7 protein-coding genes are annotated in these 24,091 nt (G+C 48.6%); 5 read left to right on the top strand and 2 right to left on the bottom strand.

Features of this window, described 5'->3' with window-relative positions; all coding sequences use genetic code 11:
* The first annotated feature begins 70 nt into the window (after positions 1-70).
* Entirely contained in the window at positions 71-10,945 is a 10,875-nt protein-coding gene (gene pttB / locus PTE_RS11070; protein WP_036846283.1) for a phototemtide A non-ribosomal peptide synthetase PttB, read from the top strand.
* Complete coding sequence (gene pttC / locus PTE_RS11065) at positions 10,927-18,081, top strand: phototemtide A non-ribosomal peptide synthetase PttC (RefSeq protein WP_131601488.1); 7,155 nt, start codon at positions 10,927-10,929, stop codon at positions 18,079-18,081. The genes pttB and pttC overlap by 19 nt, the downstream gene beginning before the upstream one ends.
* A gap of 105 nt (positions 18,082-18,186) precedes the next feature.
* Here pttC and PTE_RS11060 read toward each other — a convergent pair whose 3' ends face one another.
* The gene (locus tag PTE_RS11060) at positions 18,187-19,650 is read right to left on the bottom strand and encodes an ArnT family glycosyltransferase (RefSeq protein ID WP_036846279.1); all 1,464 of its coding nucleotides are present in this window, start codon (positions 19,648-19,650) and stop codon (positions 18,187-18,189) included.
* A gap of 190 nt (positions 19,651-19,840) precedes the next feature.
* Here PTE_RS11060 and yihI point away from each other — a divergent pair, with 190 nt between their 5' ends.
* The 3 genes from yihI (at position 19,841) to ltaE (ending at position 23,401) form a co-directional block, all read left to right on the top strand.
* Positions 19,841-20,353, top strand: a complete 513-nt coding sequence (gene yihI, locus PTE_RS11055) for a Der GTPase-activating protein YihI (RefSeq protein WP_036846275.1) — start codon at positions 19,841-19,843, stop codon at positions 20,351-20,353.
* Positions 20,354-20,546: 193 nt separating this feature from the next.
* Entirely contained in the window at positions 20,547-21,920 is a 1,374-nt protein-coding gene (gene hemN, locus PTE_RS11050) for an oxygen-independent coproporphyrinogen III oxidase (RefSeq protein WP_036846273.1), read from the top strand.
* A 422-nt stretch (positions 21,921-22,342) separates the two neighbouring features.
* The gene (gene ltaE / locus PTE_RS11045) at positions 22,343-23,401 is read left to right on the top strand and encodes a low-specificity L-threonine aldolase (RefSeq protein WP_036846271.1); all 1,059 of its coding nucleotides are present in this window, start codon (positions 22,343-22,345) and stop codon (positions 23,399-23,401) included.
* 294 nt (positions 23,402-23,695) lie between these two features.
* Here ltaE and PTE_RS11040 read toward each other — a convergent pair whose 3' ends face one another.
* The gene (locus tag PTE_RS11040) at positions 23,696-23,992 is read right to left on the bottom strand and encodes a hypothetical protein (RefSeq protein ID WP_036846269.1); all 297 of its coding nucleotides are present in this window, start codon (positions 23,990-23,992) and stop codon (positions 23,696-23,698) included.
* Between the last annotated feature and the right edge of the window lie 99 nt (positions 23,993-24,091).

Below are 24,091 nucleotides of genomic sequence, written 5' to 3'. Positions count from 1 at the left end.
GCGCTTACTATGCGAAACCACCAAACAAAAACATTATCCCTATAACATTTGTAGCTAAGGTAGACTATATATGAATAAGGATGGGTATTGTAATTTAACATCTGCGCAGTTCGGAATTTGGTCATTCAACGAAATTATAGAAAATAAGTCAATAAATAATATAAGCGAATATTTTATAATTGATGGTGATATAAATGTTGAATATTTTTCTGAGGCGGTTAGAAAAACAGTAGAAGAAGCTGAGGCTTTACACTCTCGTTTTTATAAATTTGATAATTGTATTAAACAGAAGTTTTTTTCTATAAATAACTATGAACCAAAAATTATTGATTACAGCGATTTTCGAGAGGAAATTGCACTCCAGAAAGCTAAAAATTGCTTAATGGCAAGAACGGAGAAATCTTTTGATATTTGTGAGAAGCTTCCATTCGAAATATTAATAATAAAAATAGCAGAAAATAAATTTTTGTATTTCCACTGTTATCATCATATAGTTATGGATGGTTTGGGGGCATCACTCATTATTCAACGTGTCATAAGTTTATATAACGCTTCTTTTATTGATGGTTCTCCTCCTCCTTCACCATTCGGTAAATTTAAGGAACTTATTGATGGTGATATTGATTATCATAATTCTTCCAGATTTATTTGTGACCGTGATTACTGGTTAAATCTATTTGCTGATATTCCTGCTCCTGCTAGCCTAGCGAATCGAATAGCTCCTCCTTTAAGAACTATAATACGTCATCGTGTGAGTTTGGGTTATGAATTAACTGACCTGCTGCATAAAAAATCAAAAGAAATGAATTGCACATTACCTAACTTGCTTATTGCCATAACTTGCGTTTACTTGCATCGCATGACGGGACTTTCTGAAGTCATAGTCGGTTTACCAGTAACAGGAAGGCTTGGAAGGAAAGAACGTATTATACCAGGATTGATGGCAAATATACTTCCAATGCGATTAATACTTTCGCCAGATTTGGATTTGAAGACGGTTTTAGCCAGAGCAGCGAGACAAATCATGACGGTCTTACGTCATCAAAAGTATAGATATGAAGATCTGTGTCGTGATTTAAAAATAATTAATAGTGGTGAATCATTATATCGAATAAGTATAAACGTTGAAAGCTTTGATAATGGTGGATATTTTCATCAAAGTAAAATACTACCTTGCAATATTGCAAATGGACCTGTTTCTGATCTCAACATTTTTTTCTTTGATTATAATAAAGAAGTTCCTTTGACCCTTGGATTTGATGCAAATAGTGAGTTGTATTCTCCAGAACAGTTGTCTGAACATACCTCTCGGATGTTGAAAGTTTTTTATGATTTGTTAACAAATCAAGATGCTACCATTGGTTCGTTGTTATTGTTAAATGATAATGAATATAGAAATTTAGAAATTATTAATAATAAAACTCTGGCATCAATCCCTTCGTTAACACTTGCTGATCGTTTTGAAGATCAAGTAAAAAAATCCCCAAATAAATCAGCGTTATATTGTGGTGATATTTCTTTAACTTACGCTCAACTTAATGAAAGATCAAACAAGCTGGGTCATTATTTATTAAGTCAACATTTTCTCCCTAATGACACCGTAGCGTTACTATTACCTCGGACCGTTGATTTAATTGTAGCATTGTTAGCTATATCGAAGATAAGTGCAACATATATACCGTTAGATCCTGATTATCCTGAAGAACGTCTGAAATATATTATTGAAACCGCAAAACCGAAAATTGTATTGACGTCAATTAATGTTAATTTTAACTTTTGTTTAGATGCTCTTCAGATACAATTAGATGATATCAATATCTCCTTATTAGTCAATTCTCAATCAATTCACAACCCTATTAGAGTAGTCACTACTGCTAATCAAGCTGCGTATATCTTGTTTACATCAGGATCGACAGGGAATCCTAAGGGAGTAGTGATTACACACCATTCGCTTACTAATTTTCTTTACGCAATGCAAATGTCACTGCAAATAAAACCTAGCAACCGAATACTCGCTGTTACAACGATTGGTTTTGACATCGCAGGTTTGGAAATATTCTTACCATTAGTTAATGGAGCTTCAATAGCGTTAGCGTCTCATGACACTACACGGGATCCTAATCTATTGGCATCGGAAATCGTCCGAAATAACATAACTCATTTGCAAGGCACGCCCGCTTTGTGGCAAGGATTGGTTGAGTATCAGCCAAACTCATTGAGTAACCTCACCGCAATCGTTGGTGGTGATTCGTTGCCTAAGAATCTGGCTGAACGTATGGTGTCTCTAGCACATAGAGTCATTCAAGTTTATGGTCCTACTGAAACCACCATTTGGTCTACTTTACATGAACTGACGGCAAAGTCTGTGCAGCCAAATTCTATTGGTTTACCAATACTAAATACGCAGATCTATATCCTTGATACGGCTCTTCAGCCTGTGCCAGTAGGATATCCCGGAGAACTATATATAGCAGGTGATGGATTGGCTCTTGGCTATTTAGACCTCCCCGCTATGACCAGCGAGCGATTTGTCGCAAATCCTTTTGGAACCGCTGGGCAGCGTATGTATCGTACCGGCGATCTGGCTTGCTGGGGAAGTGATATGAATGTCAATTTCTTGGGGCGTGTCGATAATCAAGTAAAAATTCGTGGTTATCGAATTGAGTTGGGAGAAATTGAAAATACATTCCTGAAATCACCATTAATAAAGAATGCGCTAGTCATTGCGTACGGAAAAGAAAGTATCAGCAACAAATATTTGGTAGCCTACGTTGTTTTGCGCAAACCCAATTCTTGCTCGTCGGAAGAATTAAATAAATGGCTGAAAAAACATCTACCTGACTATATGCTGCCGGCAGTTATTATGATAGTGGATAGTTTTCCACTGATGCCGAATGGTAAAATAGACCGCCACGCTTTGCTAGCACCGATATTCAAGTCAGGTGAGCGAGTTTTACCAGAATCATCCCAGGAAAAAATCTTATGCAAAATCTTTGAGGAGGTTTTAGGATTTGAGTCGATAGGTATTAATGATAGCTTCTTCAATCTTGGTGGAAATTCTCTACTAGCAATACAGTTACTTATTCGTTTACGCATTCAGTTAGATATTGAATTACCTCTAAAAGCTATTTTTGAATCTCCAACGGTTAAAGCGCTTTCCAAGGTTATAGCTGACACAGACAAAAAATATTCTCTACGAGAAAAACTGACCCCCCAGTCACGACCAAATATCTTGCCAATGTCATTTGCCCAACAACGTCTGTGGTTACAGGGACAGATTAATGAGAGCAGTGCATATAATATGCCTATGGCATTACGCATCTATGGTGAATTGGATACCATCGCACTTTCAGCAGCGCTGTCTGATGTAGTGAAACGGCACGAAAGTTTGCGTACTTATCTGACCTTACAGGATGATATACCATGCCAATATATTGTATCGACGGAAGAAATCTCGTTCTCATTGCATGCTCACGAGTTGGATGAGTCTCAAATTACAAGAGAGTTAACTCAGCAGGCTGGTTATATCTTCAGGCTTGATAAAGAATTGCCTATTAAAGCTTGGTTGTATCGGATAAAACCCGAGCAGCATATATTCTTGCTATTAATCCATCACACTGCGGGAGATGGTGGTTCTATCTCCCCCCTACTACATGATTTGGGCCATTACTATCAGGTTCACTTGAAAGGAGAAAATTCTTCACTGCCGCCTTTGCCAGTGCAATATGCAGATTACACATTATGGCAACATATATTACTATCTGATGAGCAAAAATCGGTAGGTTTGTATGCGGAACAAATGCATTACTGGTGTAACCAGCTAGCGTTATTACCAGAAGAGGTAACAATAGCTAGTGTACAATCTAGGCCCACGAAACCAAGTAACAAAGGTGATTGCTATAAATTCTCAGTTCCTCCGGATATATATCAGGGTCTAAAACGCCTGGCTTTACAAGCGGAAGCCAGTCTGTTCATGGTTCTAAAAACGGCTCTTGCTGTGTTGCTTCATCGAATGGGGGCCGGTGATGATATATCGGTAGGCACTCCCGTTTTGGGTCGTACAGATGAAGCCCAAATGCCATTAATTGGCCTTTTTTCCAATACATTGGTATTACGTACCAACCTTTCTGGTAATCCTGATTTTGTCTCCCTGATAGCACAGGTTCGTAAAACAGTACTTGATGCTTATATGCATCAGGATTTGCCTTTTGAGCAAGTTGTCGAGTTTTTAACCCCACATCGTTCCGCGTCTAAGCATCCATTATTTCAAGTCATGATGGTGCTGGAAGAGGAATTTTCGTTGGGCAATATCTTTTTGCCGTTACGTATTGAGCAACAGGAGTTATTAACTAAAACGGCAAAGTTCGATCTCCTGTTTGTTTTCAAAGAGGATGTACAACAAGGTCTTTTAAGAGGACATATTGAATTTGCGACTGACCTATACGATGCGCAAACCGTTGCGGGATTTGTAGACCGCTTATTCAGTGTATTGAACATTATGACAAACAGGCCCACTGAGAAAATTAGTGAAATTTGCTTGTTAAATACGTTTGAACGTCAACAACTGCTCAAAACTTGGAACAATACGCTCGTAGAATTGCCAAACCTGTCGTTGGGTGTACTGTTTGAACAGCAGGCTGCCCGTTCACCAAACGCTATTGCTGTTAAAGAAGGCAGCAAAACGTTAACCTATGCCCAGTTGAACATCGCGGCCAATCACCTTGCACACCGGTTACGCGAACTCACCGGGGCGGAAGCGTTTTGCGCCGGGTTGCTCATGGCGCATTCGATCGATCAGGTCATTGCCACGTTGGCGGTGATCAAGGCTGGTGCAGCCTATCTGCCATTGCGCGCCAGTGATCCTCTGGAACGGCAGCAAATGATGCTGGATGACGCAGGTGCAGCGGTATTGATTACTGATGTCGATAACCACCTGCCAACGGCGCGCTTTGTGATACGCAACGTGGCCGATTCTGCTGGGAAACGCTGGTCAAAAATCAACCCGACAACCAACGCCGGACCCTCCAGCCTTGCTTACATTATGTATACCTCTGGGTCAACCGGTAAACCTAAAGGCATTGCGATAAACCAGGAAAGCGTTATAGCACTAGCTTGCGATCGCCGCTGGGTGCCAGAAGATCATCAGCGTGTGCTGCTGCATTCCCCTGCTGCGTTTGATGCCTCGACCTACGAGTTTTGGGTGCCGCTATTGTGCGGTGGGCAATTAGTGGTGGTGCCAAAGGGTGAGCTGGATATTGATGTGCTGGCGCAGACCATCGCCAATGAAAAAATAACCGCCCTGTGGCTAACGGCTGGCCTGTTCCGGCTGATGGCGGAAAACCACGCCTCTTCCCTGGCCAGTGTGCGCCTGTTACTCGCCGGTGGCGATGTATTGCCAAAATCCGCTATCGAAACCGTTATGCGGCGCTGCCCTGGACTGGTAATGATGAACGGCTACGGGCCAACCGAAACCACTACCTTTGCAACAACCTATGCTATGTATAGCGTACCGGATAGCGCTTCGGTGCCTATTGGTACGCCGTTGGACAATATGCAAGTGTATGTGCTTGATACCTACTTGCAACCCGTGCCTGTCGGCGTTTCTGGCGAGTTGTATATCGCCGGTACTGGGCTTGCGCACGGCTACCTTAACCAACCCGGCCTGACGGCATCACACTTTATCGCCAATCCTTTCGGCAGCAGTGGCGATCGCATGTACCGTTCTGGCGACTGGGTTCGTTGGCGGCAGGAAGGGGTTCTGGAGTACTTAAACCGTGGCGATCAGCAGGTCAAAATACGCGGTTTCCGCATCGAGCTTGCCGAGATAGAAGCGACATTGCTGGAGCAGGAAGGCGTTGCCCAGGCGTTCGTGTGCATTTTCGAACCGCAAAAAGGAAATAAACAGCTGGCCGCGTATGTCATTGCCGAAAAAATCGGACAGTGTGAACCCACATTGCTGCGACAAACGCTGAGCGCCCGGTTGCCAGATTTTATGGTGCCGGCAGTTGTGAGCGTAGTAGAGAGATTCCCGCTGACTGCCAACGGGAAAGTCGATATGCGCGTGTTACCCGTTCCAGAATTCAACGTTGGCCACGGACGAACCGCACGCAATGAGCAGGAAAGCAAACTGTGCCACTTGTTTGCCGAGGTCCTCGGTTTGTCCCAGGTTAGCATCGACGATAATTTCTTCGATCTGGGTGGTCATTCCCTGTTGGCATCGCGCTTTGTCAGCCATGTTCGCAAAGCGCTAAAGGTGGACCTCAGCATCCGCGATCTGTTTGAAGCACCAACGGTAGCGCAGTTTGCGCAGCGCCTGGGGCAAGGGAGCACACTGCGCCCAGCGTTGCAGGTGAAACCAAGGCCAGAATGCCTGTTGTTGTCTGCGGCCCAGCGCCGGCTATGGATGGTTGACCGCATTGAAGGGGGTAAATCCCTTTATAACATGCCGTTGACGCTGGAGTTGCAGGGGGAATTGAGCGTTCCTGCCATGGCAGCAGCGTTGAATGATGTGGTGGAACGCCATGAAAGCCTGCGCACACGCTTTCAGGAGCTGTCAGATGGTAACGTTTATCAGCAGATTGCCTGCGGGGAAGACGCGCGGTGCGAACTGACGCTGCACCACGTCCTTGCTGAGAATTTAGATGAAGAGGTGCTGGCAGCGTCAGGATATATCTTTGATTTAGCGAATGAAAACCCCTGCCGGGCTTTGCTGTTCCATGTTGAACCGAATTATCATGTGCTTTTATTCCTGATGCACCACATCGCCAGCGACGGGGCATCGCTTGTTCCTCTGCTGCGTGATCTGGCGCTGGCGTATCATGCTCGGTTGCAGGGGCAAGCGCCGAACTGGGCACCACTTCAGGTGCAGTATGCCGATTACACTCTGTGGCAACACGAACTGTTGGGCGATCCCCGTGATACGGGCAGCCTGCAAAGCCACCAATTGGCGTATTGGCGCGAAGTGCTGCATGGACTGCCGGAAGAGTTGCAGTTGCCAACCGACAGGCCACGGCCACAAAGCTCAAGCTATCAAGGTGGGCAATGGCGTTTTGACGTTGATCCAGAGGTCTATGCACGTTTGCTTGAGCTAGCAAGGCAGCAGAATGCGAGCCTGTTTATGGTGTTGCAGGCGACCTTGGCGGTGCTGCTGAGCCGGTTAGGCGCGGGCCATGACATTCCACTGGGCGTGGCTATTGCTGGCCGTACCGATGAAGCGCTGGAACCTCTAATCGGCTTTTTCACCAATACATTGGTGTTGCGCACCGATGTTTCTGGGAATCCGACCTTTGATCAATTGCTGGCGCGCGTGCGCGATAGTGCATTGCAGGCGTATGAACATCAGGATTTGCCGTTTGAAAACCTGGTGGAAGCGTTGAACCCAGAGCGTTCCTTGGCGCGCCATCCGCTGTTCCAGGTGATGTTGGTATTGCAAAACAACGCCCGTGGCGAGGTCCATTTTGATGGCCTGAGCACCCGCGTTGGTACACCGTTGCTGCCGGTGGCGAAGTTTGATTTGACATTCAACTTTGAAGAAACGCCAACCTCATTAAACGGCATCTTTGAATATGCTACCGACTTGTTTGATGGCGAAACTGTTGAGCGCTTGGCGGGCTATTTCGCTAATATGCTGGCGGCCATCAGTTGCAATACATGCTGCAATATCAATGAGCTGGAGCTATTTAGCGCGCACGAACGCCAACAGATTGTCAACGAATGGAATAACACTGCCCGGCAATTGCCGGCCAAGACGTTTGCCGAACAATTCGAAGCCCTTGCCAAAGCAACACCGGATGCGCCTGCCCTGCTGGGGGAAAGCGAACGGCTGACTTATAGCCAGTTGGATCAACGGGCTAACCGGTTGGCGAATCTGATGATGGAAAGGGGCGTTGGCACAGAAAACATCATTGCCATCGTACTACCGCACTCGGTTGATCTGATTGTCGCGCTGATTGCTACGCTGAAAACCGGCGCTGCATATTTACCGCTTGATCCTGATTATCCTCAGGAACGCCTGAATTATATGTTGGAACACTCGCAGCCTGCGCTGGTCATCACGGATTCTGCGTTCGTGCAAAAACTGGGGGCGCAGTATTCCAGCTTGCAGATTGACCAACCGGCGCTACATACGCAATTGGCCCGGCAGCAAGCGGAAAGCATTACTTTGCCAAGGAAGTTGAGCATCGATAATGCGGCCTACATTATCTACACCTCTGGTTCTACCGGTTTGCCGAAAGGCGTTCTGGTGACGCACCGGGGTATCAGCAACCTGGTTGCCAGCATGGTCGAGCGATTACATGTCACGCCGCAAAGCCGCGTGTTGCAGTTTGCTTCACCGAGCTTCGATGCCTCGTTCTGGGATATCAGTATGGGGCTGTTAAGCGGTGCGGCGCTGGTCGTTGCAGGCCGTGATGCGCTGTCACCGGGGGAGCCGCTGTATGAACTGATGCTGGCCCAGGGCGTGACGCACGCCACGTTGCCACCGGTGGGGTTGGCGGTTATGCCGCGTAAGCCATTGCCTGCGTTGGAAACGTTGGTGGTGGCGGGCGAAGCCTGCCAGCCGGAGCTGATCGACTATTGGGGCCAGGGGCGCCGGATGATCAATGCCTACGGGCCAAGTGAATCCACGGTCTGCGTCACCATGAGCCAACCGTTGGCGGCTGGAAAAGCGCCGCCTATCGGCACGCCGATCGTCAACATGCAGGTCTATGTTCTGGATGAGCGTTTGCAACCGGTCGCGCCAGGGGTAAAAGGCGAGTTGTATATCGCAGGTGAAAGCCTAGCCCGTGGCTACGTGCGGCACCCGGATTTAACAGCGGAACGCTTTGTAGCGAACCCGTTTGGCGTGGCAGGTAGCCGAATGTATCGCACCGGCGATGTCGCCTATTGGCAAACCAACGGTGAGCTGATGTTTGCTGGGCGTGTGGATCATCAGGTCAAGATCAGGGGTTTCCGTATTGAATTGGGTGAAATTGAATCCCTGCTGCTGAGGCATCCTCAACTGAGCCAGGCCACGGTGATCGTGCGTGAAGATAAGCCGGGGCTTCGCCAACTGGTTGCTTACGCCGTGGTGAGTGAAGGGGACGTTAATACCGCAGAACTACGCGAATATCTGCGTAGCCACCTGCCGGAATATATGGTGCCTGTGGCCATCGTCATGCTGCCGGCAATTCCGGTTACGCCGAACGGTAAAGTCGATCGGCACGCATTGCCGCAGCCTGATTTCCATCAGCCCCATCACCGTGGCCCGCACAATACGCAAGAGCAACTGCTCTGCACGCTCTTTGCCGATTTATTGGGCGTGGAACAGGTTGATATTGACGGCAGCTTCTTCGAAATGGGGGGTGATAGTATCACCGCGATACAGCTGGTCGCGCGTGCGCGCCAGGCTGGTTGGATATTCACACCACGCCAGGTCTTTGAGCACAAAACCGTTGCTTCCTTGGCCAGAAAAATGCAGGCGAACATTACCACGGTTGCTGAAACGCGGGTTGGCGCGGTAGGTGAATTACCCGTTACACCAATTATCCATTGGTTGATGGAAAACCCCGGTAACATCAACGGGTTCAGCCAGGCAACGTTGTTGCAAACGCCGGAGCATCTGGATGAGAAACAACTCAGGCAGATGCTGACGCTGCTGTTAGAGCAGCACGATGCCTTGCGCCTGGTGGCGAATCGCTCCACGAGCGGTGATGTCCTGCTGACCATTCCGCCAATGATGTCAGTCGTGGATGGTGCATTGAGCATTGTGGATTGCCAGGCGTTCACGCTGGCGGAACTACAACGCTGCATCAAGGCAGAAAGCCAACGCGCAAAACAGCGCCTCGATCCGGCGGCGGGCAAAATGCTACAGGCGGTTTGGTTCCGTGCATCAGCCGGGCAGCCTGGTCGGCTGATGCTGGTATTTCACCACTTGGTGGTGGACGGTGTCTCTTGGCGTATTTTAGCGCCGGATTTGCAAAACATCTGGGCAGCCCTGAGCGCGGGGAAAACGCCGGATCCGTTGCCGGTGGGTACCTCTTTCCGTGCATGGGCGTATCAATTGCAGCAAGAGGCCAATGCGCGGCGTAACGAACTGAATCACTGGCTAACGGTGCTGGCGAAGCCGGATACGTTGCTGACTTCCCGCCCGTTAGACGGGACGCAAGACACCGTTGCGGCCAGCGATTCACTGCGGCTCGAGTTACCGGCGGCATTTACCCAACCGTTGCTGGGGACGATACCGGCGCTCTTCCATGCCGGTATCAACGACGTGCTACTCTGCGCCTTTGCTCTGGCCGTTAATGACTGGCGGCAAACTTCACAGACGGATGTCCTGCTGGATCTTGAAGGGCACGGGCGTGAAGAACTTCCCGGCACGGAGCTGTCGCGCACTGTTGGCTGGTTCACCAACATGTATCCTGTGCGGCTCGAACCGGGCGCTACGCAGATGGCAGACCCTTATTCATTAGGTCATGCGCTAAAACGCATCAAAGAGCAGCTACGCCAAGTGCCTGCGAACGGCCTTGGATATGGGTTGCTACGCTATCTGAATTCGCAAACACGGCCAATCTTGTCACAGCAGCAGCAGGCCCAGATTGGTTTCAACTATCTGGGCCGCATGGCTGCGGGTGGCGATCGTGACTGGCAGGTGGCCGCAGAGGCGAATCTGCTGGATACAACGGCTGATGACAATTTTGCGCTCCCTCATGCGCTTTCACTCAATGCGTTGGTAGAAGAGCGATCGGAAGGGCCGGTTCTGGTTTCCAACTGGTCATGGGCCAGAGCGCTGCACACGGAAAAGAGTATTAGCGTGTTGGGTAACCATTGGTTCCGTTGGCTAAAAGCAATGTCGCAGCTTTCTACGGTGCCTGACGCGGGGGGATTCACACCATCGGATATCACGATGCTATCGCTTAAACAGAATAGCTTGGAAAAACTTCAAGCCAAGTGGAAGAAGAAGAAATAAATATGGAAATTAAAGAGATACTACCATTATCGCCATTACAGAAAGGTCTGTTGTTCCATATGTTGTACGATACCCAAGGCAGTGATGCGTATCAGGTGCAACAGGTTTTCCAGTTTGCTGGCGTTTTAGATAGCCAAAAGCTGAAACAGGCTGTCACAACCTTACTGCAACGTCACCCGCACTTGTGCGCGGGGTTTGAGTACGAAGACGTAGAAACGCCGGTGCAACTGATCTTGGTGGGGCTACCGTTGCCGTGGCGTGAGGTGGATTTGAGCCATCTATCACCAGAGCAGCAACAGCCAGCATTCGCCGCGCTGTTACAGACCGATTATGATGAGCGCTTTGATCCGCACGATCCGCCGTTGCTGCGATTCACCCTGGTCAAACTGGCGGTACAGCAGCATTATCTGGTCTTTACCAACCATCACCTGTTGTTGGATGGCTGGTCAATTCCTATCCTGCTGCAAGAGTTATGCACTCTGTATCTGGGTGATGCGCAAGGCAGCACCTTGCCGCCGATCACCCCCTATTGCAACTATCTGCAATGGATTGCGGCGCGTGATGTTGACGAAATGCGAGCCGTATGGCGCGAAACGCTAAGTGGCCTGGCGGCACCAACTTGCCTGGCAAAGGGGCGCACCACGGAAAATCTGCAACCGAATCTGTTGCATAAGCATCTGGATGTGGCATACACGCAGCGGCTGAACTTACGCGCCAAACAGCTTGGCGTGACGGTAAATACATTGATCCAGGCCGCATGGGGCGTGCTGCTGGGGGGAATGACGGGGCGCAGCGATGTAGTGTTCGGCGTCACGGTTTCCGGCCGGCCAGGTGAATTGCCCGGCGTGGAAAGCATCGTTGGGTTGCTAATCAATACCGTGCCATTACGCCTGACGTTCAGCCTGGCGGAGACGTTTACTACGCTTTTGCAACGCCTACAGGCAGAGCAAACCCGGTTGCTTGATTACCAATATCTTGACCTGACGACCATCCAGGCGGATGCCGGTTATGGCGAGCTGTTTGATACCTTGATGGTGTTCGAGAACTACCCGCTCATAGAAGGCAGCAGTGAGCAATCTGATACCGCGCTGAACATCTCGCTAACGGTGCACCATGGCGGGGATGCCTCGCATTACCCGCTTGGGTTGGTGGCGGTTCCGGGTGAAACGCTAGCCCTGCGCTTCAGCTCATTGCCAGACCTGTTTGACGATCAAACTGTGGCAAACCTGGCCGAGCGCTTCATGCTGATACTGCATGCCATCATTGACGATCCGCAGACGATTATTGGCAGCGTACCGCTGCTGCTGGCGCAAGAAGTTCAGGCCATGGTTCAACCTTACCCTGTGCTGGCATCATTGCCAGCCGATACGCTCCACGGAATGTTTGAAAAACGCGCGTGCGAAACGCCGGATGCGATTGCGCTGAGCCTGGGCAACGATCGCCTGAGCTATGGCGAACTTAATCAGCGGGCCAATCAGTTGGCTCGTTATTTGGTGAACCGCGGCATTGGCACTGAGGATGTCGTGGCATTGGCGTTGCCACGTTCGATGGAGACACTGATTGCGTTGTTAGCCGTATTAAAAGCTGGCGCTGCATATCTACCACTGGATCTCCATAACCCTGCCGAACGGCTTGGTTTTATCGTGTCAGATGCCAAACCGACGCTTATCATCACCAACGCAGAAAATGCCGGCACGTTAAGCGGCTCCACGTCTGATTTGGTGGTTGATATTCCTGAATATCAGCAGCGCCTGGCACCGTTCAGCAAACGGGATCTTCAACCCGATGAACTTTTACGCCCAGTTAGTACGGCAAACCTGGCCTATATCATTTACACCTCTGGCTCTACGGGGAACCCGAAAGGGGGGCTGATCCCGCACGAAAACGTGTTACGGCTCTTTACAGCAACGCAATCGTGGTTCGATTTTGGCCGTAATGACGTCTGGACCCTGTTCCATTCGTATGCTTTTGATTTTTCAGTGTGGGAAATCTGGGGGCCATTGTTATATGGCGGGCGGCTGGTCATCGTACCGTTTATGGTGAGCCGCGATCCTCAGGCATTCCTCAAGCTACTGAGCGAAGAGAAAGTCACGATATTAAACCAGACGCCCTCTGCCTTCTATCAATTGATAGAAGCGGATCAAAGCGATCGCGAGAAGAAATATCCACTGACGCTGCGCAAAGTGGTATTCGGTGGGGAAGCGCTGGATCTCAGCCAGCTTGAACGTTGGTACCAACGCCACGATTCGGCAGCGCCTGAATTAATCAACATGTATGGCATTACCGAAACAACCGTGCACGTCAGCTATCAGGCGCTGACTCCGGCAATGATGCGCAGCCAGTCGGGTAGCCCGATTGGTGTTGGGATCCCCGATCTGCGTATCTATGTGTTGGATAACGCTTTGCGCTATGTTCCTATAGGTGTTGAAGGGGAAATGTACATTGCTGGTGCCGGGCTAGCGCGCGGTTACTTGAACCGCGCGGGGTTAAGCGCCGAGCGCTTTGTCGCCGACCCGTATGGTGAACCGGGTTCCCGTATGTACCGTTCGGGCGATTTAGCTTTCAGATCGCCAGAAGGCGGGCTGATCTATATAGGCCGAGCCGATCAGCAGGTGAAACTACGTGGTTTCCGCATTGAGCTGGGCGAAATTGAAGCGGCTCTGGCGGATGACCCGCAGGTCACCCAAGCCGTGGTGCTGATGCGTAAAGATCAGCCTGGCAATCCACAATTGGTGGGGTATATCACCAGCGACAGTGACGCTGCTATTGACACGGCGGCACTGCATCACCGCGTGGCGGCAAAACTCCCTGACTATATGGTGCCTGCGGCCATCCTTCAGATTGAGCGTTTCCCTTTAACGGTCAATGGGAAACTGGATAAACGCGCATTACCGGTACCAGACTTCAACCATGGCGGCAGACGGTGCCAGCCGCGCACGGCGCAGGAAGAAATTCTGGCAGGGTTGTTTGCCGAGGTGCTGGGGCTGGAAACGGTAGGCATGGACGACAACTTTTTTGCGTTGGGCGGCCACTCGCTGTTAGTGATGCGCCTGATTAGCCGTGTATCCAGAGTATTAGCCATTGAGTTACCGATCCGCACACTGTTTGATTACCCAACCGTGGCGCAGTTTGCCGAGCAGTTGGCGATAAAGGGCACTCAACGCCGTGAAACGCTCACGCGCCAGGCCCGTGAGGAATATTTACCCCTTTCCTTTGCCCAGCAGCGAATGTGGCTGTTGGATAACATTGGCAACGATCATGCCGCGTATAATATGCCGCTTGCCTTGAAGCTGAATGGGCCGCTCAATGATGGAGCATTGCGCCAGGCATTGGGCGATCTGGTACAGCGCCATGAGGTTCTGCGCACGCAATATCCTCTGCATCTTGATCAGCCTTATCAGCATATTCTAGCGCCTGATAGCGTGGTGCCGTCTCTGATCATCGGCAATGTGACACCGGAGGAGCTGCAGGAAAGCATCGACAAAGCTGCCGCCTGGCAGTTCGATCTGGCAAATGATTTACCGCTGCGTGGGTGGTTGTTCCACTTACCGGACCAGAACGAACATGTGCTGCTGCTGGTCATTCACCACATTGCCTGTGACGGCGGTTCGTTAGGGCCAATGTTACACGATCTGTCTTTGGCCTATCAGGCGCGTTGCGTGGGCCAGGAAGCGAAGTGGGCGCTACTAACCGTGCAATACGCCGACTACGCGCTATGGCAGCGCCAACTATTGGGGGATGTGCAGGATGCCTCCACACGCGGCGTACAGCAAATCGAATTCTGGCGTAGCGCGCTGGCAGGATCGCCCCAGGAAATTTATCTACCTATCGATCGCCCGCGTTCATCTGTACCGAGTCAACAAGGTGCCCGGGTCAGCTATGCGATTGACCAAGCGCTTTATGGCCGCCTGAAAAAACTGGCGCGTGATGAGGGCGTAACGCCATTTATGTTGCTGCAAACCGGAGTCGCCGTCATGCTTAGCCGGATGGGGGCTGGCGATGATATTACGCTGGGCACAGGTGTTGCCGGGCGAGTCGACGAAGCTATGGCCAATTTGATTGGCTTCTTTGTCAATACGCTGGTGCTGAGAGTAAATTGCGCGGGTAACCCTGAATTTAATCAGTTGCTTGCCAGCGTGCGTGAGTTCATGCTTTCTGCCTATGCAAATCAGGATGTGCCTTTTGATCAGGTGGTAGAAGCGCTTAACCCTGAGCGTTCTGCCTCACGACATCCGTTGTTCCAGGTAATGTTGGTATTGCAAAATAACGGCGACAACACCCTGCAATTTGCCAATTTACAGGCAAAACCGCAGCCGGTTGGTTTTGTCCCTGCCAAATTCGATCTGACGTTCAATTTTGATGAAGTCTATAGCGATGATGGCGAGGTGTGTGCACTCAATGCCCAGATTGAGTATGCTGTCGATCTGTTTGATTGCGATACGGTGGCGGCGCTTGCGCAGTACCTTGTTCGATTGCTGTCGTTCATTGCAGAAAAACCAGACACACCAGTGGCGAACATTCCACTATTAACAGCCGAGCAGCAATGCAAAATGATAACCGAGTGGAATGCCACGGAACAGAAAGTGCCGATGGTGTCGCTGGCCTGCCTGTTTGAAAAACAGGTGGCGGTGGTACCAGAACACATTGCTCTGAGTTGTGGTGATGAGCAGCTTACCTATGCACAACTGAACGCGCGCGCAAATGATTTGGCACAACGCCTGCAACTGCTTGGCGTGAAAGCGGAACATGGCGTTGCATTGCTGATGGAGCGCTCGCTGTCGCTCGCGATCGCCATATTGGCGGTAATTAAGGCCGGAGGGTTCTATGTGCCGCTGCGTACCAGCGATCCCTTGGAACGCTGGCAGCATATAGTGGATGAAGTTGGGATGCAGGTTGCGTTGGTGGATGATACACATAGCCACGTGGTTTTGCCGGCCAGTTTACAGGTGGAAATCGTAGTCAACGCCAGTACCCAGAACAATGTTGCGTGGGTCAGCGAGCCGGTAAGCGCCCAGAATCTGGCCTACGTGATGTTTACCTCAGGTTCCACGGGGCAGCCCAAAGGAATCGCCACCACGCAAGATAACGTCATTACCCTGACTCTCGATCGGCGCTGGCGCAGCGAGCATCACCAGCGTGTTCTGTTGCATTCCCCCTACGCATTTGATGCCTCAACCTATGAGCTGTGGGCCACTCTGCTTAACGGCCATCAGGCCGTCATCGTGCCGGGCAACGATCTCGATCTGGATCTGTTGACATCGACCATCGTTGAACAACAAGTAACCGCCGCATTTCTGACATCAGGGTTATTCAGGCTGATTGCGGAAGAACATCCGCAATGCCTGGGTTCTTTGCAGAAGGTATTCACCGGTGGTGAAAAGATATCCGCCAGCGCGGTGCAGGCGGTGCGGGAACATTGGCCCAATCTTGAATTGATGAATATCTATGGCCCAACGGAAACCACCACCTACGCCACGGATTACCCCATCGCCAAAACAGATGCCCCTTATCTGGACGTCCCTATTGGTGCCGCGTTGGATAACACCAGCCTCTATGTATTAGATGAATTTTTACAGCCGGTGCCAGTTGGCGCGCCAGGGGAGCTATACATTGCCGGCCGCGGCCTGGCGCGTGGCTATTTTAAGCGTCCGGGGCAAAGTGCGGCACACTTTATCGCCGATCCCTTCGGGCCTGCGGGTAGCCGCATGTACCGCACCGGGGACGTGGTGAAATGGCGGCGTGATGGCGTGCTCAACTTTGTTGGCCGCAGCGATCAGCAGGTGAAAATTCGCGGTTTCCGGATTGAACCGGGGGAAATCGAAGTCGTGCTGAAGCAGCACTCCGCCGTGCAGCAAGCGGTGGTCATTCCGCGCGAGGATCATTCGGGCAATAAACAATTAGTTGCCTATGTGGTGCCCTTTGCAAGCCCCGAAGATCTACCGGTGTTACTGCAACAGCATGCGCGTGAGCATTTACCTGATTTTATGGTGCCTGCTGTGGTCATGCTGCTGACAGAACTGCCATTAAACGCCAATGGCAAGTTGGATGTTGTCGCGTTGCCACACCTAAACTTGGGTTCGCGGCAAGGACGCCAACCACAGACTGAAAGCGAGAAATGGCTTTACGCGCAGTTCTGCGAGCTATTGAGTGTTGGACACATCAGTATTGATGACAGCTTCTTCGTACTGGGAGGGCATTCACTGCTGGCAGCACGGTTGATTGCGCGTATCGAAAAAGAATTGGATGAGAAGCTAACTATTCGTGACCTGTTTGAATCGCCCACCGTTGCACTGCTGGCGCGGCGTCTTGAAAGCAATCCGTGTGGCAATATTCTGGACGTCATGCTGCCATTGCAACCGGCTGGTGAAAAAACGCCGTTGTTCTGTTTACACCCCGGGGGAGGATTGAGTTGGTCTTATGCGGGGTTGATCCCGTATCTGGGCGAGCAGCAGCCTCTTTATGGCATTCAGGCACGCAGGTTGAGCACCGGCCTTGTACCAACATCGATTTATGACATGGCGAAAAATTATCTGGCAGATATTTATAAGATCCAGCCAGAGGGGCCTTATTCATTGTTGGGCTGGTCTTTCGGTTGCCATCTCGCTCATGAAATAGCCACCTTGCTGCAAAAGGATAATCAAGTGGTCAATGTCCTGATCTTTATGGATGGTTATCCATTGTGGAAGACTTACAGAGACATGGTACGCACCGATCGGGAAAGCCTGCGTGCAATGTTTGAGGCATTTACCGGTTCGGTACCTGAAAACGAGCGGCAGTTTAGCGTGGTTGGCTTGAAAAAACGGCTGTCTGAGATCGAGCATCCATTAGCAAGCCTCGATCAGAATATTTTCGAACGTATTCTTGCTGAGTTCCGAGATGCACCGCATTTGCTCAGCGAATTTTCACCCAGCCGGTTCCAAGGTGACCTCGTATTCTTTAGGGCACTACAAAGCCATAGCGAAGCCGATAATGTTAATTACGATCCGCACTTATGGGGGGAGTATATTGAAGGAAACATCGCCTTGTATGATATTAATTGTTCCCACGATAGTATGTTAAGCGAAGGCCCGCTTAAAGAGATTGGGCCAATACTTCAACAACGATTCGGTATTCTTACAGACAGCTGCGTTGAGTAAGGTTTTACATATAACTCTGTAGACAATACTGTATATTGCCATTATGTTAACGGCGTATGAAGAGTTGAAAGCCTGTTAAATCAGGCTTTCAAATTTCAGAGAAAACTACTGATATTTTTCCGGTGACACAAAACCTACGCAGATTGGTATTGGTTTCGTTTCAGGTTCAGGCTGGAAAAGAAACTCCTCAGTGCTGTTTATTTTCAGTTTGGGCCAGTCTTGTAAAACGCTGTGAAAATCTTCCTGTTCACAGGTTTTACCTTTTCCTCCGATCAAAATAGCGCCGTCGCGTACAATATCGCTTGCTTTAACATGGCGGTTATAGACATTTGGCGTTTGCCCTTCCAACGTCCAGGGTTGGATCGTTTCCGGTTGACTTGGTGCGTAGAACGTTAGCCACTGATGCAAGTATTCGCCCCCGACATAATGCAATGGTGTTGAATAGAGCTGTTGCCAGCGTTGATCCAGTTGCCAGGAAAAATCTTTGATACCTTCAAATTCATGGCCGGCGCCACGGACATTAGCGGCCATAACAAAAACATATCCCATCAAAACCAATACTGCGGTGACTGCCAACCCTCGCAGGGTACTGAGTAATGATTTTTGTGGAAAACGGGTAATGGAACCGACCAACAGCGCTGACGAAACAGACATAAAGGGTTGCAACCATTCAGTCATTCTTCCGCCCTCATTGAATGAGAACCAGCAATAGATAATCAGTAATGGCAACAGAATAACCATATTTGCCAGTCGGCCCGGTTGCTCTTTTGGCCAGCCAATACGGCCTCCAAGCGTGTAGATAATGATGCCAACAATCATCAGTGGATAAAACACGGATAATAACGATCGGGTGGTGTGCAGATTAAAACCGCTATCTATCTGTGAATCTACCCATTTGAAAGCAGCAAAATCATTGTTCCACAGCCACCAAACGTTAGGCAGTACCAGCATAAACCAGATAACCAGTGCGATATAAAGAGCCGGTTGGCGGTAACATTGACGAACTCTGGGTACAAACAGTGTCAGTAGAAAAACTGAGCCGACCAGTGCTAGGGAGGAGTATTTCCCCATTGTTGCCAGCCCGGAGCTGAGTGCAAATGCTATCCACCAGTATGGGTTGTCATACACTGCCCGCAGAAAGAACAGCATACTCCACGGCCATAGCATAATCAGTAGATAATTATCGTTGTAAGGAATAATATCAAAGTTAATAATACCGGATAGGTTCAATGTCAGCATGGCAAGCCATGCCAGCTCTTTTTTCTTTGTTAGCCGGAACGCCAGATGCCATACACCGAGCATACCAATAGCGATAGCGATAAAGTGTATGAAGTACCAGTAAAAACTTAATGAAATACCGCTTATATAGATAGCCGGCAGCATCATTGCGCCCACCAGCCACGGATTTTTAGGTGAGCCCCATTCTCCGTTTTTACCCCAGTTTAATGCTTCGACGGCATCATAGGGGACGGTTGGGTCAAATGAATAACCCACTATAATCCATAACAAAGCATAACCAATTACCCATAAATAGACGGGCTTGTAGGAAGAAGTATCAGAAAAAAGCATATCAATTCATCACTTATTGAAAGCCAAGATTAATAGAATATTCGCTGATGGTTAAACCAATCATGAATAATAAAGGACTTTGACTAGATTTTTAAAGAAAAAGAATTATCTGTGGCGCTTTTCTATACGTGTGGTTTCTGCTAGATTCCGCCGCAGCAATACCCTGATAAACCAAACTGAGTAACAGGCTATGAACCAGTTAAAGAAAAAAGCACCTGCGAAAGCATCTGCTGGTAAACAGAAAAGAAAAAGCCGCGAAGAATTGAATGCGGAAGGTCGTGAGCGTAAGCGCCAGAGAAAGCACAGTGGTAATCCGGCAGGTAGCCGTCATAAGGAGCAAGATAGCGACAAGCATCGGTCAGGCAGCAAGCAGCGTGATCCTCGTCTTGGCAGTAAAGTGCCTGTTCCACTGATTGTCGGAGAGAAACCGATGAAACCCGTGGCGGCCAAAGCTAAAGCGGAGACAAAACCTCGTCTGTCGCCACAGGGAGAGCTGGCAATGTTGGAAAACGATGATCGTTTGGATGCATTGTTGGAGCGTCTGGAAAATGGCGAAAAACTGTCTGAAGAAGATAATGTCTATGTTGACACCACACTGGATCGCATTGATGTCTTGATGGAAGAGTGGGGGGTTGAGCTAGGTGAGGAAGAAGGCGAAGAAGAGAAGCCAGATGACATTATGCAACTGCTGAAAGGCAATTAATTTAATCTTCCATGATCAAAGGCGGGTTAACCCTAATAACCATACTATTAGTATGTTATTTGTTGTGGTTATTGGGTAAACTATGGCGATTGTCGCGGCGTAAAACCCGGCTGCGCAGAGTCACCACGGCGCAACACATCAAACATCTGCAAACATTGCGCTTTGGTAGACAGAAATATCGGAAGGAATAAGAATGTCTGAGCAAGCCATAGTTTGGGATCTGCCTTTGATCCAGAAATACAATTACTCCGGCCCCCGTTATACTTCATACCCTACGGCGCTGGAATTCAATCAACAGTATGATAATGCAGCATTTATGCAGGCTGCTGTCCGTTACCCTGAACGACCGCTTTCTCTTTACGTCCATATCCCGTTTTGCCATAAACTCTGTTATTTCTGTGGTTGCAATAAACAGGTGACTCGCCAGAAGCATAAAGCAGATGAATATCTGCAACTGCTTGAACGTGAAATCCGTGAGCGTTCGAAACTGTTTTCTGGCCGTAACGTTAGCCAGATGCATTGGGGTGGTGGTACGCCAACTTATCTTGATAAAAACCAAATCAGTAAATTGATGGGAATGTTGCGTAACCATTTTAATTTTTTGCCGGATGCTGAAATTTCCATTGAAATCGATCCGCGTGAAATTGAACTGGATGTGATTAATCACCTGCGCAGTGAAGGTTTTAACCGTTTGAGCATGGGGGTACAGGATTTTAATAAAGAAGTACAACGTTTGGTTAATCGTGAACAGGATGAAGATGTTATCTTTGCTCTGGTAGCACGTGCTCGTGAAACTGGTTTCAATTCTACCAGTATTGACCTGATTTATGGCTTGCCGAAACAGACACCTGAAAGTTTTGCTTTCACTTTGAAACGAGTATTAGCGTTATCACCGGACAGAATGAGTGTTTTCAATTATGCTCATTTGCCGAATCTGTTTGCCGCCCAACGTAAAATCAAAGAGCATGATTTACCAAGCGCCGAACAAAAGTTAGATATTTTGCAGGAAACCATTGCAACACTGACGGGAAATGGTTACCAGTTTATTGGCATGGACCATTTTGCGCGCCCGGATGACGAGTTGGCGGTTGCTCAGCGGGAAGGAAGGTTGCACCGTAATTTTCAGGGTTATACCACTCAGGAAGAGTGTGATCTCCTGGGAATGGGTGTTTCTGCTATCAGCATGTTGGGCGATAGCTATTTTCAGAACCAGAAAGAGTTAAAAGCCTACTATGCACAGGTCGAAAAACAGGGGCATGCCCTGTGGCGTGGTTTAACCTTGTCTCAGGATGATTGTATCCGCCGTGATGTGATTAAGACGCTGATCTGTAATTTCCGGCTGAATTTTGCCGATATTGAGCGACAATATAATCTGAGTTTTACCAAATATTTTGCGGAAGATTTGCAATTATTGACACCATTAGTCGCAGATGGTCTGGTGGAAATAGATGAAAAACAGATCCGGGTGACACCACGAGGCCGGTTGCTTATCCGTAATATCTGTATGTGTTTTGATATTTATCTGCGCCGGCAGGTTCACCAGCGACAGTTTTCGAGAGTGATTTGATTATTCAACTAATTATGGGGCCGGGTGATTGTCCCTGTCCCTATATCTTGAAAACATCAAGATCCTGAAACCCATATGGTGCTTGCAGCAGCCCGTTGATAACGTCGTCACAAGCAATCAATTCTAGGCTCATTGCCACCCCTAACCCGGCCATCGCAGCTTCAACTATCAAGAAATGATGATCAGAATAGCGCTTTTATTTTGGCGGAGAAACGTGTGTTTTGACTTTGTTGATGTTTTATACTTTTCAGTAAATTATACCGGTGATATTTATGGCAGAAATTATATTATATTTACGGTTAATACAGACAATCTGACCAAAGCATAAGTAGATATAGTTATGGCATTGTCAGATATGAAAAAGATTATCCTCTGGCTATTTAAGCAAAATAATTTTTCAAAATAATATACAGGAGCCACCTATGATCGATTTACGTAGTGATACTGTTACCCAACCCAGCGAGGCTATGCGTGAGGTCATGGCATTAGCAGAAGTGGGTGATGATGTTTATGGCGACGATCCTAATGTTAATCAGCTTGAACACGAAGCTGCTGTATTGGCTGGCAAGGAAGCTGCGCTGTTTCTGCCTACTGGTACGCAAGCTAATTTGGTGGCGTTGCTCACCCATTGCCAGCGAGGTGATGAATATATTGTGGGTCAAAATGCGCATAACTACCTGTATGAAGCGGGTGGAGCTGCCGTATTGGGAAGTATACAGCCGCAGCCGATTGATATGGCGGCGGATGGCACATTGCCTCTGGATGTTGTCGCCAGTGTTATCAAGCCAGATGATGCTCACTTCCCCCGAACCCGTTTACTCAGTATAGAAAATACACACGGTGGTAAGGTGTTACCACTGGCATATTTGCAGCAGGCCAGAGTTTTTACGCAGGAGAAAGGCTTGGCATTGCACGTTGATGGGGCACGTATTCTCAATGCGGCTGTGGCGTTAGATGTGCCACTGAGTACTCTCTCTCAGTATTGCGACACTCTGACCCTCTGTCTGTCCAAGGGGTTGGGAGCGCCAGTGGGTTCTTTACTGTGTGGTGATGCAGAATACATCAAGCAGGCACGGCGTTGGCGCAAAATGACTGGGGGTGGAATGCGTCAGGCGGGAATATTAGCTGCCGCAGCGCGTTATGCATTGCAGCATAATGTTCAACGGTTACGTGAGGACCATGATAATGCCCAGTGGCTGGCTGAACAATTGAGTGCGCTGGGTGTGGAAGTTTTGGCGCCTGGGGCACAGACTAATATGGTATTTTTACGCATACCAGCGCATGAAGCCGCGCAGTTGGGACCTTGGATGAAAGAACGAGGTGTGATTCTGAGCGTAGATTCTGTCACTCGCTTAGTGACACATCTTAATGTTTCCCGTGCTGATCTTGAGCGACTGATTACGTTGTGGCGTGAGTTTCTTACTGTTGCTGAATCTGATAAGCGTGAGAATGTGACTGAAACTCGTGCTATTTATGGTTAAAATTCTGGTTATAAGTAGTTAAGTAAAGTCAGCTCTGAGGTACGTAGATTCAAATGGGTTTTTGGGGGGAAGGAGTAGGTAATTAACACTACTTGCTACGTTTAGCAAAAAGCCTACTGAACTGCGTGCCTTGAGTGTTTCATAGTCCTGATTGAGCAGGCTCTTAATAAGTTTATCTGTGCTTATCAACGAGGCAGGGAGGGATTTCACTTTGTTTTCCCTACCATATTTAATTCGTTTATCGGCAATACTATCCTCGGCTTATTTTACATTTATCTAATCTGCCATAACCATTTAAAAACACGAATTCGGCCATTTAAACTCATCTGACCAAGCCATTTTCTCTATATCTTCGAATAGATTTTCAAATTGATTCATAATTCCTAAAGCTATACCTCGTGCAACAACAAGAGCCGCAATTTGTGTAACTTTATCATTTTTTTCTAATGCTTGTTTCAACAAAGATATCTCCCGATTTAAGAGAGCGACACTTTGCCAATGATCATGCAATTCTTGAACTGGGATATGTTCTTTTTTGGCGAATAGCATTATTATTTCTTTAATGCTATTCAGATTATTTTGGTTGCTCATTTAAGTTTTCTACCTTGTGCGGCTTGGGTTTTATCTGGGTTAATTGACTACTACACAACAACAACCTGGAATGAAAAAGATGAGTGTACTACCATTATG

Origin of the sequence: Photorhabdus khanii NC19, assembly GCF_000517265.1 — a bacterium.
Taxonomy (GTDB): domain Bacteria; phylum Pseudomonadota; class Gammaproteobacteria; order Enterobacterales; family Enterobacteriaceae; genus Photorhabdus; species Photorhabdus khanii.
This window is presented reverse-complemented; position numbering and strand designations above follow the sequence as displayed.